At 74.2% G+C, this 13,918-nt stretch carries 10 protein-coding genes; 7 read left to right on the top strand and 3 right to left on the bottom strand.

Translation table 11 applies throughout. The features are described from left to right. Positions 1–17: 17 nt before the first annotated feature. Complete coding sequence (locus ACZ5DS_RS07350; protein WP_468234918.1) at positions 18–983, bottom strand: LysR family transcriptional regulator; 966 nt, start codon at positions 981–983, stop codon at positions 18–20. 140 nt (positions 984–1,123) lie between these two features. Here ACZ5DS_RS07350 and ACZ5DS_RS07345 point away from each other — a divergent pair, with 140 nt between their 5' ends. The 7 genes from ACZ5DS_RS07345 (at position 1,124) to ACZ5DS_RS07315 (ending at position 8,299) form a co-directional block, all read left to right on the top strand. Next, positions 1,124–2,272, top strand: a complete 1,149-nt coding sequence (locus tag ACZ5DS_RS07345) for an NAD(P)/FAD-dependent oxidoreductase (protein ID WP_468234916.1) — start codon at positions 1,124–1,126, stop codon at positions 2,270–2,272. Between the two features lie 28 nt (positions 2,273–2,300). After that, positions 2,301–2,615: a (2Fe-2S)-binding protein gene (locus ACZ5DS_RS07340; RefSeq protein ID WP_468234915.1), complete on the top strand. Its 315-nt coding sequence runs from the start codon at positions 2,301–2,303 to the stop codon at positions 2,613–2,615. Beyond that, positions 2,596–4,056, top strand: a complete 1,461-nt coding sequence (locus tag ACZ5DS_RS07335; RefSeq protein ID WP_468234914.1) for an FAD/NAD(P)-dependent oxidoreductase — start codon at positions 2,596–2,598, stop codon at positions 4,054–4,056. The genes ACZ5DS_RS07340 and ACZ5DS_RS07335 overlap by 20 nt, the downstream gene beginning before the upstream one ends. 73 nt (positions 4,057–4,129) lie before the next feature. Then, the gene (locus ACZ5DS_RS07330; RefSeq protein ID WP_468234913.1) at positions 4,130–5,038 is read left to right on the top strand and encodes a dihydrodipicolinate synthase family protein; all 909 of its coding nucleotides are present in this window, start codon (positions 4,130–4,132) and stop codon (positions 5,036–5,038) included. Between the two features lie 49 nt (positions 5,039–5,087). After that, positions 5,088–6,092: a proline racemase family protein gene (locus ACZ5DS_RS07325; protein WP_468234911.1), complete on the top strand. Its 1,005-nt coding sequence runs from the start codon at positions 5,088–5,090 to the stop codon at positions 6,090–6,092. Positions 6,093–6,097: 5 nt separating this feature from the next. Beyond that, the gene (locus ACZ5DS_RS07320; RefSeq protein ID WP_468234910.1) at positions 6,098–7,477 is read left to right on the top strand and encodes an aldehyde dehydrogenase family protein; all 1,380 of its coding nucleotides are present in this window, start codon (positions 6,098–6,100) and stop codon (positions 7,475–7,477) included. A gap of 48 nt (positions 7,478–7,525) precedes the next feature. Then, positions 7,526–8,299: a GntR family transcriptional regulator gene (locus tag ACZ5DS_RS07315; protein ID WP_468234909.1), complete on the top strand. Its 774-nt coding sequence runs from the start codon at positions 7,526–7,528 to the stop codon at positions 8,297–8,299. Between the two features lie 350 nt (positions 8,300–8,649). Here the strand turns inward: ACZ5DS_RS07315 and ACZ5DS_RS07310 are convergent, their stop codons facing one another. Both ACZ5DS_RS07310 and ACZ5DS_RS07305 read right to left on the bottom strand, forming a co-directional pair. Beyond that, positions 8,650–10,524, bottom strand: coding sequence for an SWIM zinc finger family protein (locus ACZ5DS_RS07310; protein WP_468234908.1), 1,875 nt, complete (start codon positions 10,522–10,524; stop codon positions 8,650–8,652). A gap of 476 nt (positions 10,525–11,000) precedes the next feature. Next, positions 11,001–13,847 (bottom strand): DEAD/DEAH box helicase, encoded by a 2,847-nt coding sequence (locus ACZ5DS_RS07305; RefSeq protein ID WP_468234907.1) that lies wholly within the window; start codon positions 13,845–13,847, stop codon positions 11,001–11,003. Between the last annotated feature and the right edge of the window lie 71 nt (positions 13,848–13,918).

Genomic DNA, 13,918 nt, shown 5'->3' with positions numbered 1-13,918 from the left:
GGTGCGTGCACGGTGGCTCACTCCGTCATCCGCAGCCACTCCGGATGACGCTCGCGCCACCGCGCGTAGGCCGGAGCCGCGGCGCAGGTGTCCAGATACCCCTCGGCGACCCTCCGGACGATCTCGTCGCCGTGCTCGGCCACGGGCCCGTCCCGACGCCAGGCGAGCACATGGCGGTACCGGAGCGGATTGCCCACGAGCGGGCGCACCGCGACGCCGGGCACCTCGATGAAGGTCGCCTGGCAGAGGCTGACGGCCAGCCCCGCCCGGACGACGTCGATCAGCTGTCGGCCTTCCGCCTCGTAGGGGGCGTACGGCTGACGGTCCATCAAGGAGAAGACGGACGCCCAGTACTCGCGCGTACGGTCACTGTCCGGGTGGGGCATGGCCCAGTCCTCCTCGATGAGCTCCGTCAGGCCCACCTCCTCGCGGCCGGCCAGCGGGTGGCCGGCCGGGAGCAGGGTGAAGACGGGCTCGGTGACGACCGGGCGGAGGACGACTCCCTCGCGCGGCGGGAGCTCGTGGCCGGGGTTGTCGCCGAGGACCGCCGCCTCCAGGCGTCCTGCCGCGAGGTCGTCGACCAGGGGCGACGGGGAATACTGGCAACGGGTCGTCACCTCCGACCCGGGGATCAACTCCCGTACCGCCACGATGAGATCGGCCAGCAGCGGCGCGCCCACCGACCCGAGGCGGACGCGCCCGGGAGCCGTCCCGCAGCGGGCGGCGCGGGCGGTGTCGGAGAGCAGGCCGTCGATGCCCGGCAGGATGGCCCGCGCCCGGGGCAGCACCAGCTCACCCAGGGCGGTGGGCACGGCTCCGGCCTGCCCGCGATCGAAGATCGGTCCGCCCAGCATGGCCTCGATGCGCCGCAGTTGGGCACTGAGTCCCGGCTGGGTCATACGCAGCGACGCGGCGGCACGGGTGAGACTTCCGGCCTCCGCGATCGCGCAGATCACTCGCAAATGCCGTACCTCCAGATCCATGGCGCGGATCGTAAAGAGCGACGGCGGCCTTCCGGCAGGGGTCGGGACATCACAGTCCTATATGAAATGTCACACGTGAATCTGGACCACAGTCCCTGAGAAGCTTGGCAGACGCAGTGCAATGTGAAATATTACTCCCCGTGCCCACGAGAAACTCCTCGGACGTCATCGTCGTCGGGGCGGGAATGGTCGGCGCGGCCTGCGCCTACTACGCCACCCGTGCCGGCCTCTCGGTCACCGTGGTCGACCGCGGCGCCGTCGCCGGTGGGACCACCGGCGCCGGGGAGGGAAACCTCCTGGTCTCCGACAAGGAACCCGGCCCCGAGCTCGAACTCGCCCTGCTGTCCGCGCATCTGTGGCGGGAACTGGCGGAATCCCTCCCACCGCAGATCGAGTACGAGGCCAAGGGCGGCCTGGTCGTCGCCTCCGACCCGGCGGGAATGAACGCCCTGCGGGACTTCGCGGCCGGACAGCACAAGGCCGGGGCCGAGACGGAGGAGATCCCTGCCGAGCGGCTCACCGAACTGGAGCCGCACCTCGCTCCCGGGCTGGCGGGCGGATTCCACTACCCCCAGGACGCCCAGGTCCAGCCCGCCCTCGCCGCAGCCCACCTGCTGCACGCCTCACGGGCCCGGGTCCGCTTCGGCGAGGAGGTCACCAGCCTCCTCACCGGACCGGACGGCAAGGTGACAGGTGTGCGTACGGCGGAGGGCGACCTCCACGCCCCGCACGTGGTGAACGCGGCCGGCGTATGGGGTGGCGAACTGGCCCACCGCGCGGGTGGGGACCTGCCCGTCCTGCCCCGCCGCGGCTTCGTCCTGGTCACCGAACCGCTTCCGCGCGTGGTGCGGCACAAGGTGTACGCGGCGGACTACGTCGCCGACGTGGCGAGCGGGTCGGCAGCGCTCCAGACCTCGGCCGTGGTCGAGGGAACCCCGTCGGGCCCGGTGCTGATCGGCGCGAGCCGGGAGCGGGTGGGCTTCGACCGCACGCTGTCCATCGAGGTGCTGCGCCGCCTCGCCGCCCAGGCCACCGCCCTGTTCCCGGTACTGGCCGGGGTCCGGGCGATCCGGACCTACGCGGGATTCCGCCCCTACCTTCCCGACCACCTGCCGGCGATCGGCCCCGATCCCCGCGTGCCGGGACTGCTGCACGCCTGCGGCCACGAAGGCGCGGGGATCGGCCTGGCTCCGGTCACCGGCCTGCTCATCGCCCAGTTCCTGACCGGGCGGCAGCCTCCGGTGGACGTCGGCCCGTTCAGCCCCGGCCGCTTCACGTCCGTCTCCTGATCCGTCCGCTCTTCGAGAGGAGGCCGCAGTGGCCCGTACCCCCGGTGAACTGGTCGGGGCACGTCCCGGTCCGCCGTTCGAGATCACCCTCGACGGCCGTACCGTCGCCGCCCTGCCCGGACAGTCCATCGCCGCCGCTCTGTGGGCAGCCGGCATCCTCGCCTGGCGCACCACACGCACCACCGGCCGCCCACGCGGCGCGTTCTGCGGCATCGGGCAGTGCTACGACTGCCTGGCCACCGTCAACGGCGAACCCAACCGACGGGTCTGCCTGCTTCCCGCGCGTCCGGGCGACGCGATCACCACCCAGGAAGGACACGGCCATGCCGGGCTCACCGTCTGAGCCGTACGACCTCGCGGTGATCGGCGCGGGCAGCGCCGGACTCGCCGGTGCCGTCGCCGCGTCGGAACGGGGCTTGTCCGTCGCCCTGTTGGACGCCTCGGCCCAGATCGGCGGCCAGTTCTACCGGCACCCCGGCCCGGCCCTCGGCGCCGTACGGTCGCAGGCCCTGCACCACGACTGGGCCGCCTTCGACGACTTGCGCCGGCGACTGGAAGCGAGTGACATCGCACCGCTGCTCGGGCACCACGTGTGGAGCGTGGTGCGGGAGAGCGCGGAACTGTGGGCAGTGCACGCCGTCACCGGCGCCGACGGCGAAGCCGAGCGCCCGGTACGGGTGCGGGCCCGCGCACTCCTGCTCGCGACCGGGGCGTACGAACGACACCTGCCCTGTCCCGGCTGGACGGTGCCCGGGGTGGTGGGGGCCGGGGGCGCCCAGGCGATGCTCAAGTCCGGGCTCGTCCTGCCGGGCAAGCGCGTCGTCGTCGCGGGCAGCGGGCCGCTGCTGCTCGCCGTCGCCTCCTCGCTGACCGCGGCCGGGGCACGCGTCCCGGCCGTCGTGGAGGCATCCGGCTATCTCCGGTACGCCCGCCACGCGCGTGCCCTCGCCACCAACCCCGGCAAGCTCGCCGAGGCAGTGATCCACGGCTCGGCCTTGCTGCGTCACCGCGTGCGCCTGCGCACGCGCAGTGCGGTCACCGCGGTGCACGGCACGGACCGGGTGGAGGCCGTGACCGTCTCCCGCCTGGACCCGCGGTGGCGGCCGGTTCCGGGAACGGGCCGGCGCATCGCCTGTGACGCGCTGGCCGTGGGACACGGACTGGTCCCGCAGATCGACCTGGCCACGAGCCTCGGCTGCGCGACCCGGCGCACACCCGACGACACCTCGGCCCTCGTCCTGGACGACCTGCAGGAGACCTCGGTCCCCGGCGTCTGGGCGGCCGGCGAGACCGGCGGCATCGGCGGTGCTCAACTCTCCCGTGCGGAGGGAGAGCTGGCGGGCGTCGCGGTCGCCGCCCGGCTGCACGGCAAGCCCTCCCTCGCCGGAACCCGGCGGGCCCGGGAGCTGCGCCGCCGCCGGGACCGGATGCGTGCCTTCGCCGACGCCATGGCGGTCGCGCACGCCCCCGGCCCCGGCTGGACCGAGTGGCTCACGGACGACACGGACGTGTGCCGCTGCGAGGAGGTGACCGCCGGCCGCATCCGCGAAGCGGTCGCCGACTTCGGCGCCCGCGACGCCCGTGCGGTGAAGCTCCTGACCCGAGCGGGCATGGGCTGGTGCCAGGGCCGCATGTGCGGTGCGGCCGTGGCCTGTCTCGCGGCGAGCGGCGGCGACGGGACAGTGCCGCCGTCCGCCGAGCGACGGCCGCTCGCCGTGCCGGTGCCGCTCGGGGTGCTCGCCTCGCTCGGCGACCCCGACAGCCCCGACAGCCCCGACCACTGACCGCTACGGCATCTCATCAGACGCCACGATGCGATGTAAAATGTCACACATCATAGAAGGGTCCCTACCCGACATGACCACCACTTCCTGGAACCCCGACCGCCCCTGGCGCGGCATCATGGTCGCGACCGCCCTCCCGCTGCGGCAGGACCTCTCCGTCGACTACGACGCCTACGCCGAGCACGTCCGCTGGCTCATCGACAACGGCTGTGACGGCGTCGTCCCCAACGGCTCGCTCGGCGAGTACCAGACGCTCACCGCCGAGGAGCGCGCCCGCGTCGTGCGCACCGCCGTCGAAGCCGCGGGCGACGGCGCCCGGGTGATGCCAGGTGTCGCCGCCTACGGCAGCGGCGAGGCCCGCCGCTGGGCCGAGCAGGCGGCCGAAGCGGGCTGCGGCTCCGTGCTGCTGCTGCCGCCCAACGCCTACCGCGCCGACGAACACGCCGTACGCGCCCACTACGCCCAGGTCGCCGAGGCAGGGGTGCCGGTCGTCGCGTACAACAACCCGATCGACACCAAGGTGGACCTGACCCCGGCGCTGCTCGCCCGGCTCCACGGCGACGGCAGTGTGGTCGCGGTCAAGGAGTTCACCGGCGATGTGCGCAGGGCGTACGAGATCGCCGAACTGGCCCCCGGACTCGATCTGCTGATCGGCGCGGACGATGTCCTGCTGGAGCTCGCGATCGCCGGCGCCGTCGGCTGGATCGCGGGGTACCCGAACGCCTTCCCGGCCACCTGCGCCCAGCTCTACCACACCGCCGTCGCGGGGGACCTGGAGACGGCGCTGCCCCTCTACCGGTCGCTGCACCCGCTGCTGCGCTGGGACTCCAAGACCGAGTTCGTGCAGTCCATCAAGCTCTCCATGGACATCGCCGGCCGGCACGGCGGCCCCACCCGGCCGCCGCGCTCCCCGCTCACCGGCGAGATCGAGGCCGGGGTGCGCGCGGCCACCGAGAAGGCCCTCGCCCAGGGCCACCACTGACCGAGCCGTACCGACTCCGCGCAACCGACCCGCGAAAGGACGGACGTCCGTGCGTACGCGTCACGTCTTCCATGCCGTCGACTCGCACACCGAGGGCATGCCCACACGTGTCATCACCGGTGGTGTCGGGGTGATCCCCGGCGCCACCATGGCCGAGCGCAGGCTCCACTTCATCGAGCACCTGGACCACATCCGCACGCTCCTGATGTACGAGCCGCGCGGCCACGCCGCCATGAGCGGCGCGATCCTGCAACCCCCGACCCGTCCCGACGCCGACTACGGGGTCCTGTACATCGAGGTCTCCGGCCTGCTGCCGATGTGCGGGCACGGCACCATCGGGGTGGCCACCGTCCTGGTCGAGACCGGGATGGTGCCGGTCGCCGAGCCGGTCACCACGGTGCGGCTGGACACCCCGGCCGGGCTGGTCAGCGTCGACGTGCACGTCGAGGACGGCCGGGCGAAGGAGGTCACACTCACCAACGTGCCCGCGTTCTGCGTGGGCCTGGAACGCAAGGCCGAAGTCCCGGGGTACGGCACGGTGACGTACGACCTCGCCTTCGGCGGCAACTTCTACGCCTTCGTCGAACTCGAAGCACTGGGGCTGCCCTTCGACCGGGGCCACAAGGACGACCTCCTCGCCGCCGGTCTCGCCGTCATGGGCGCGATCAACGCCTCACCGGACCGGCCCGTCCACCCCGAACGCCCGGAGATCACCGGCGTCAAACACGTCTACCTCGCCGCGCCGGGCTCCGACGCCCACCGCTCCCGGCACGCCATGGCCATCCACCCTGGCTGGTTCGACCGTTCGCCGTGCGGCACCGGCACCTCCGCCCGCATGGCCCAGCTCCACGCCCGCGGCGAACTCCCGCTCCACCGCGACTTCGTCAACGAGTCCTTCATCGGTACCCGGTTCACCGGCCGCCTGGTCGAGGAGACCCGGGTCGGCGGGGTGCCGGCCGTCGTGCCGACCGTCACCGGTCGCGCGTGGATCACCGGCACCGCCCAGTACTTCCTCGACCCGGACGACCCCTTCCCCGGAGGCTTCCTCCTGTGACCGCCATGGCTGAGTCCCCTTCCGTCATCTCCCGCAATCCGGCCGACCCCTCCGACGTCCTGGTACGGATCCCGGGCCCCGGCGCCACCACCGCGGCCGACGCGGTGGATCGGGCCCGCGCCGCCCAGCCCGACTGGCTCACCGGCGGCGCCGCTGCCCGCTCGGCGGCCCTCACCGCGATCGCCGAGGCCATCGAGGCCGCCGCCGATGAGCTGTCCGCCCTCGCCGTACGAGAGGTGGGCAAGCCGCTCACCGAAGCACGGGCCGAGGTGGCACGCACCGCCGCGATCTGGCGCTACTACGCCCAGGCCCCCTTCGAGCCGACCGGCGCCGTCCACGAGACGGCGGGCGGTCCGGGCCTGTTGCTGACCCGGCGCCGCCCGCACGGCGTCGCGGGGCTGATCACCCCGTGGAACTTCCCCTTCGCCATTCCCAGTTGGAAGGCGGCCCCGGCGCTGGCGGCGGGCAACTCCGTCGTCCTGAAGCCGGCGCCCGAGGCCACCGCGTGCGCCCTGCGGCTCGCCGAGATCCTGGGCGAGACGCTGCCGGCCGGTGTGTTCACCGTGATCCCCGGCGGCGCCACCGAAGGCGAGGCGATCGTCCGTGCCGCCGACGTCATCTCCTTCACGGGCTCCACCGCGGTCGGCAACGCGGTCGTCGGTGCCGCCACCGTCCGGGGTGTCCCGGTCCAGGCCGAGATGGGCGGGCTCAACGCGGCGATCGTCCTCCCCGACGCCGACATCGGCCGGGCCGCCGCCCACATCGCCGCGGCGATCGCCGGCTACGCGGGGCAGAAGTGCACCGCCACCAGGCGCGTGATCGCCGTCGGCACCGCCCTCGACCCGCTGCGCGAGGCCCTCACCGAGGCACTGCGCACGCTCCGGTTGGGCGACCCGGCCGACCCGGCCACGGTGTGCGGCCCGCTCATCAGCGAGCAGGCCCGCGACCAGGTGGAGGGGGCCTCCTACGGCCTGTCCGTGCTCGCCGGCGGCCCCACTGAAGGAGACCACGGCTGGTACACGTCACCCACCCTGGTGGAGAAGGTCCCGCCGGACCACCGGCTGCTGCGGGAGGAGGTCTTCGGTCCCATCGCGGCCCTGCTGCCCGCGAACGACCTGTCCCACGCCGTACGGATCACCAACTCCAGTCCCTACGGCCTGGTCACCTCTGTCCACACGGCCGGCCTCGACGCGGTGCTGGACGGGCTCGACCATCTCGGCACCGGGATGGTCCGCGTCAACGCACCGTCCACCGGCGTCGACTTCCACCTGCCCTTCGGCGGCACCAAGGCATCCAGCCACGGCCCGAGAGAGCAGGGCAGAGCGGCCCTGGACTTCTACACCGCGAGCCGCACCTACACTCTGGCACCCGCGAAAACAACGTGACATTGCACGTGTACGCTGGCGCTCCGGTCAGGGCACGGAGGAAACAGCATGGGGCATCTGAAGACACCCAACCTCATCACCGCCCGGGAACGGCTGCGTGACCAGGTCGCCCATGCGCTCCGCGCCGCCCTCATCTCCGGTGAGCTGCGCCCCGGCGAGGTCTACTCGGCCCCCACGCTCGCCGAGGACTTCGGCATCTCCGCCACCCCTGTCCGCGAGGCGATGCTCGACCTGGCCCGCGAGGGCCTGGTCGAGCCCCTGCGCAACAAAGGCTTCCGCGTCACCGAGGTCAACGAGCGCGACCTCGACCAGTACACCGAGATCCGCACTCTGATCGAGGTCCCCACGGTCGGCCGGATCACGAAGAGCGCGTCGAAGAAGGACCTCGAAGCGCTGCGCCCGGTCGCCGAGGAGATCGTGCGCGCCGCACACGACCACGACCTCATCGGCTACCTGGAGGCCGACCGCCGGTTCCACCTCTCGCTGCTGTCACTCGCCGGCAACGACCGCCTCGTCGAAACCGTCGGCGATCTGCGCAAGCGCTCCCGCCTGTACGGCCTGACCGCCCTGGACCAGCGCGGCGAACTCATCCCCTCGGCCGAGGAACACCTGGAGCTGCTGGAGCTCATGCTCTCCGGCGACGCCGAAGCGGCCGAGCAGTGCATGACCCGGCACCTGGGGCATGTGCGCTCGCTGTGGGCCAAGGGCGAGGCCGACACCGAGCCGGCCGACCGGAATCCCGGGGACGGCGGGTCACCGCTCCGCAGCTTCCACGACACAGCGGGCGCGGAACGCGGCCAGGACACCGCAGCCACGGCATGAGTCGACGGGGTTCGTCGTGAACCTGTGCCAGGTCGTGCCGGTGCTGATGCCGCCGGTGCGCGGGTGGACGGTGAGGACGGTGAGGATGCCGACGCTGGTGAGGATCGACGGGGCCAGGGTGTCGACGGGGCGACGCCCGCGCCGAGCCCCGTTGTCGCCCGCCGTTCCGACCCGCTGCGCCCAGCGGCCCCGCCCTGCCGGAGCATTCCGGCGGGGCTTCGCCGTCTCACGCGCTCTCACACAGGTCTCACGGGCTGTGGGGGGCTTTCCCCGGACCAGGTGGCCCTGACCTGGCATCAAGCACCTGTCCCGGATCGGGCGGTCGTCCTTGGACGGTCAGTGGGCGTTGGTTACCTGTCGTCGGGGGTGCCCAGGCCCGTCAGGGCGCCGACCGGGTCCAGGTCGGGGGTGCCGCGGGGCCACCAGTCGTCGTGGCCGGGCTCCGACTCGTAGGCGTACCACAGGCCGTCGCGGCCCAGGCGGAGCTGGACGTGGCCGCGCGGGTGGGTGAGGCGGTTGCGCCAGGGGCGGAACGCCGGGAGGTCGGCGGCGAGCAGCAGCGGGCGGGCCCGGTCGAAGCGGCCCGCCGGGGGGTCCCACGGCTCCTCCAGGACGGCCAGCCCCGCGAGGCCGCCCTGGCGCCAGGCAGCGACCGCGCGGGCCAGGTCGGCCGGGGAGCGGTCGGTGGCCGTGGCGAGCGTGGCGTACAGGGCGCGGGTGGTGGCGGTCAGGCCGGAGCCGGGGCGGGCGGCGGCCAGGCGTACGGCGTCCTGCCACAGGGTCAGTTCGCCGACCGGGTCGCGGCCGGTGGAGAGCAGGGCGTGCGCGCGAGCGGCGGCGTCGGTCGCCAGCTGGTCCAGGGCGAAGGGGTCCGGTCCGCCGGGCGCCGCCGGGTACACCGGGGGCTGCTCGGGGTGCGGCGGCACCGGCAACGGCATGGGCAGCGGCGGGAGTTGGCGCGGGGCGAGGGCGTCGGCGGCGCGGACGCCGGGCAGGGAGCGCGGTGATCCCTCCTGGGCGGCACGGGCCGCTCGGGCGGCGCTGCGGCGGGAGAGCGCGTCGAGGAGGCCCTTCTCACCGCGGCCGCGCAGCAGGAGCAGCACGAAGGGGTCGGCGTCGAGCAGGCGTGCCGTCTGGTAGCAGAGGGCGGCCGCGTGCTTGCAGGGGTGGCCGGAATCGGGGCAGCTGCAGCGCGGGGCTAGGTCGCCGGGACCGGGCAGCAGGGGCACACCGCAGTCGGCGAGGGACTGGGGCAACTCCTTGTCCAGCAGCGCCGCGATGTGCCCCGGCCGGTCCGCGGCCGCGTCCAGGAAGCGCTCCCAGTCCGCGTCCTCCAGCGTGCACAGCCGCACCTGCACCCGGTACGGGCGCGGGCGGCTCCCCCGCACGTAGGCCAGCACCAGGCCCGGGGTCACGGTGATCGCGTCCACGTGCCCCTGGTCCGCGTAACCCCGGCCGCGGCCCAGCCGCTTGACGTCCAGCGCACCCTGTTCGAGCGCGTCGACCCAGGCGTTTCCCCACCAGGTCTCGGCGAACGCCGTCCCCTCCGGGGAGTCCGCCCGGGGCGGCAACGCCGGGAAGGTGCGGCGCAGTTCGGTGTCGCGGTGGGGGGCGGCCATGGTGGCGGGGATCTGCGGAGGTGCCGCGGCCGGGGGCCGGGGTGCGGTGACGTCGGTCTCGCCGGCCGAGGTGTCCGTGCCGGGGTCGTCCGACTGCTCCGGGGTGTCGGTCCAGGAGGGCATGCGGAAGGCGTTCGTCAGGAACTGCCGCATGTCGTGGGCGGCTTGGACGCGGGCGGTGGTCCGGGGTTCCTCTCCGGGGCGCGCGGAGGTGGGTGAGTGGCCGGTGGGCCGGGCAGGTGTGCGCATCCGTCGTCGGGAGCCCGACTCTTCCGCCTCGGCGCGCAGTGCCTCCCGGCGGGCGGCCCGGAGCGCTTCCCTGGCGGCATCGGCCGGGCGTGCCGCGGGCTGTGTGATGGACCGTGTGGTGGACGGTGGGGTGGACGGTGTGGCGGGGGTGGCCGACGGCACGTCCTGGGCACTCGCGTGACCGGACTGCGCCTCGGCACGGGACTCCGGTGCGGCAAAGGAGTCATTCCGGTCTCCGGACTGCACCGCGGCAACAAACTCATCCCCGACTCCGGACTCCGCCGCGGCGACGCACCCATCCCCCTCTCCGGGCTCCGCCTTGGCAACCAACTCATCCCGATCACCGGACCCCGCCATGGCAACCAACTCATCCCGGCCACCGGACCCCGCCACGGCAACGAACTCATCCCGGCCACCAGACCCCGCCACGGCAACGAACTCATCCCGGCCACCAGACCCCGCCACGGCAACGAACTCATCCCGGCCAGCCGACTCCGCCGCGGCAACAGCCCCATCACGGTCGCACAGTTCCGCCACGGCAAGGGCCCCATCACGGTCACCGAACTCCGCCCCGGCGCCCGTCTCGTCCCTGCCCCCAGAGCCGTCGGAGTCGCCGCTCTCCCCCGTCCTGCCTTCCTCACCCCGCCGGGCAGGCGCAGCCGACCGAAGGGCGGCCCGTGCGGCGTCCGCGGGCCTCGGCCGTGCGGAGTCGGACTGCCCGGGCGCACGCTGGGGCGCCCCCTCCGTGGCCTCCGCCCGCTCGGCCTCCGCCCGCTGCCGTGCCGCCCGCAGGGCCCGTCGGGCGGCGTCGCCGGGGCGCTGGTCGCCGGTCGTCACGAGGTCCTCCGCAGTGAGACCAGGTCGGACAGCTCGCGGTCCGTCAGTTCGGTCAGTGCCGACTCGCCGGAGCCGAGGATGGCGTCGGCCAGGGCGCGCTTGGACTCCAGCATCTCGGCGATGCGGTCCTCGACCGTGCCCTCGGTGACCAGGCGGTGGACCTGGACGGGCTGGGTCTGGCCGATGCGGTAGGCACGGTCGGTGGCCTGCTCCTCGACGGCCGGGTTCCACCAGCGGTCGAAGTGGACGACGTGGCCGGCGCGGGTCAGGTTCAGGCCCGTGCCGGCGGCCTTGAGGGAGAGCACGAGGACCGGGGTCTCGCCGTCCTGGAAACGGTCGACCATGCGCTCGCGCTCGGCCACCGGCGTGCCGCCGTGCAGCAGGTCCACGGGGACCGCACGCGCGGACAGGTGGGCGGTGATGAGGCGGGCCATGCCGACGTACTGCGTGAAGACGAGAGCCGAGCCGTCCTCGGCGAGCACGGTGTCCAACAGCTCGTCCAAGAGGGCGAGTTTGCTGGAGCGAGCCGGCAGGCGCCCGGGGTGCGTGTCCTCCTTCAGGTACAGGGCCGGGTGGTCGCAGATCTGCTTCAGGGCGCCGAGCAGCTTCAGGACCAGGCCCCGGCGGGCGATGCCCTCCGCGGTCTCGATGGCCAGCATCGACTCGCGCACCACCGCCTCGTACAGCGCGGCCTGTTCCCGGGTGAGCGGTACCGGGTGGTCCGTCTCGGTCTTGGGCGGCAGCTCGGGGACGATGCCGGGGTCGGACTTCTTGCGGCGCAGCAGGAACGGGCGTACCAGACGGGCCAGGCGCTCCACCGACTCCTCGTCCTCACCGTTCTCCACCGCGCGCGCGTGCCGGGCGCGGAAGGACTTCAGGGGGCCGAGGAGGCCGGGCGTCGTCCAGTCGAGCAGGGCCCACAGTTCGGAGAGGTTGTTCTCCACCGGGGTGCCGGTGAGGGCCACGCGGGCGGGGGCCGGGACGGTGCGCAGTGCCTTGGCGGTCGCGGAGTACGGGTTCTTCACGTGCTGGGCCTCGTCGGCCACGACCATGCCCCAGGGCTGCTCGGCGAGCTGCGCGGCCGTGGAGCGCATCGTGCCGTACGTGGTGAGGACGAAGCCGCCGGCCAGGCCCTCCAGGGTGCGGTCGGGTCCGTGGAAGCGGCGGACTGGGACGCCGGGCGCGAACCGGGTGATCTCCCGCTGCCAGTTGCCCAGCAGGGACGCGGGACAGACCACGAGGGTCGCCTCGGTGCGGGCCCGCTTCAGGTGCAGGGCGATGAGCGTGATCGTCTTGCCGAGGCCCATGTCGTCGGCGAGGCAGCCGCCGAGGCCGAGGGAGGTCATGAGGTCGAGCCAGGCCAGGCCGCGCAGCTGGTAGTCGCGGAGGGTGGCGGCGAGGCCGGCGGGGGGCTCGGCCGGGCGCAGGCCCGCCGTGAGGCGGTCGCGCAGGGCGGCCAGCGCGCCGACGGGGACGGCCTCGACGGTCTCGCCGTCGACCTCGGCGGTGCCGGTGAGGGCGACGGACAGCGCGTCGACCGGGTCGAGCAGGCCCAGTTCGCGCTTGCGGGCCTTGCGGACCAGCGCCGGGTCGACCAGCACCCAGCGGTCCCGCAGCCGTACCACCGGCCGGTGGGCCTCGGCGAGCGCGTCCATCTCGGCCTCGCTGAGCGGGTCCCCGCCGAGCGCGAGCTGCCAGCGGAACTGGAGCAGGTCCTCGCTCTCGAAGAAGCCGGTGCCGTCGGTGGCCGAGCCGGGCGCGGGCCGGACCACGGCGGTGGCGCTGAGGTCGCGGGCCAGGTCCCGGGGCCAGTGCACGGCCACCCCGGCGGCGGCGAGCCGGGAGGCCGCCACGCCGAGCAGCTCGCCCAGCTCCTCCTCGGAGAGCGCGAGGACGTCGGGGACCTCCTGCTCGGCGAGCCGGTCCAGGGGCGGCCACACGCGGGCCGCGCGCCGGACGGCGAGGGCGGCGTCCACCCGCGCGCGTGGCCCGAGGGCCGCGTCGGCCTCCCCCGCCCACAGGGCCGCCGCGTCGGCCACCAGGGTCGGGTCGGCGAGGCTGTGCACCTGGACGATGGCCGCGCCCGCGGCGCGGGCGCCTTCGACGGCACCGGCGTCGAAGACGTCGTAGGCGGACAGGTCCAGGCGCAGCGAGATCCGTACGCCCGCGTCCATGCCGGCGGCGACCTCCGCCGCCCAGTCGTGGGCGGCGGGCAGCGCCTGGGGTTCGCGGGCGGCGAAGGGGCGGCCGGCGGTGTGGGGGGCGGCCGGGGTGCGGGGCAGGGTGTCGGCGACCGCGTCCAGGAAGGAGCGGATCAGGGCCTCGGGCTCGGGCAGCCGGAGCGGGCCGGGGTCGGGCAGCGGCACCGCGTGGCCCTCCGGCGGCAGGGCCGCGGCCACCGCGCGCAGGTGGGCGATGTCGTCGGGTTCCAGCGGGCCGGCCCGCCAGGCGTCGTGGCCGCTCGGGGTCAGGCCGGGCAGCAGGCGGCCGCGGGCGACCAGCCGCAGCGCGTGCAGGGCGGCGGCGCCCCAGCAGGCCGTGGCCGGGTGGGCGGCCGGGTCGCGGCGGGCCCGGACCAGCAGCGGCAGGGCCTCGGCGAGCGACAGGGTCAGCGCGGGCACCTGCCGGCGGCGCACGCTCGCTCCGTGGTGTCGTACGACGGTCAGCTCGTCGGTGCCGCCGGTGTCGGGCAGCGGGCCGCCCTCGGGGTCCCAGAAGGCGATACGGCCCTCGCGCGGCAGGGGCGCGGGCAGGTACACGGACGCGAGGCGCACCGGAAACGGGTTCCCGGGATCCCGGGAACCTCCCGTGCGCTCTGCCACCGCAGCCGTGCCGCCGCTCATACGTCCTGCCACCTCCCGCCCATGCCTCGGATCAGACGTCTCCGACTCTACGGGCGGGGTCTGACAATCGG

This window comes from Streptomyces sp. NPDC031100 (assembly GCF_055570785.1).
The sequence above is the reverse complement of the archived record's forward strand: the minus strand, read 5'-3'. Positions and strand labels throughout refer to the sequence as shown.

Coding starts and splice junctions, on each gene's coding strand:
- ACZ5DS_RS07350 (WP_468234918.1), bottom strand. CDS start 983: ATGGATCTGGAGGTACGGCATTTGCGAGTGATCTGCGCGATCGCGGAG.
- ACZ5DS_RS07335 (WP_468234914.1), top strand. CDS start 2,596: ATGCCGGGCTCACCGTCTGAGCCGTACGACCTCGCGGTGATCGGCGCG.
- ACZ5DS_RS07330 (WP_468234913.1), top strand. CDS start 4,130: ATGACCACCACTTCCTGGAACCCCGACCGCCCCTGGCGCGGCATCATG.
- ACZ5DS_RS07320 (WP_468234910.1), top strand. CDS start 6,098: ATGGCTGAGTCCCCTTCCGTCATCTCCCGCAATCCGGCCGACCCCTCC.
- ACZ5DS_RS07315 (WP_468234909.1), top strand. CDS start 7,526: ATGGGGCATCTGAAGACACCCAACCTCATCACCGCCCGGGAACGGCTG.
- ACZ5DS_RS07310 (WP_468234908.1), bottom strand. CDS start 10,524: ATGGCGGGGTCCGGTGATCGGGATGAGTTGGTTGCCAAGGCGGAGCCC.
- ACZ5DS_RS07305 (WP_468234907.1), bottom strand. CDS start 13,847: ATGAGCGGCGGCACGGCTGCGGTGGCAGAGCGCACGGGAGGTTCCCGG.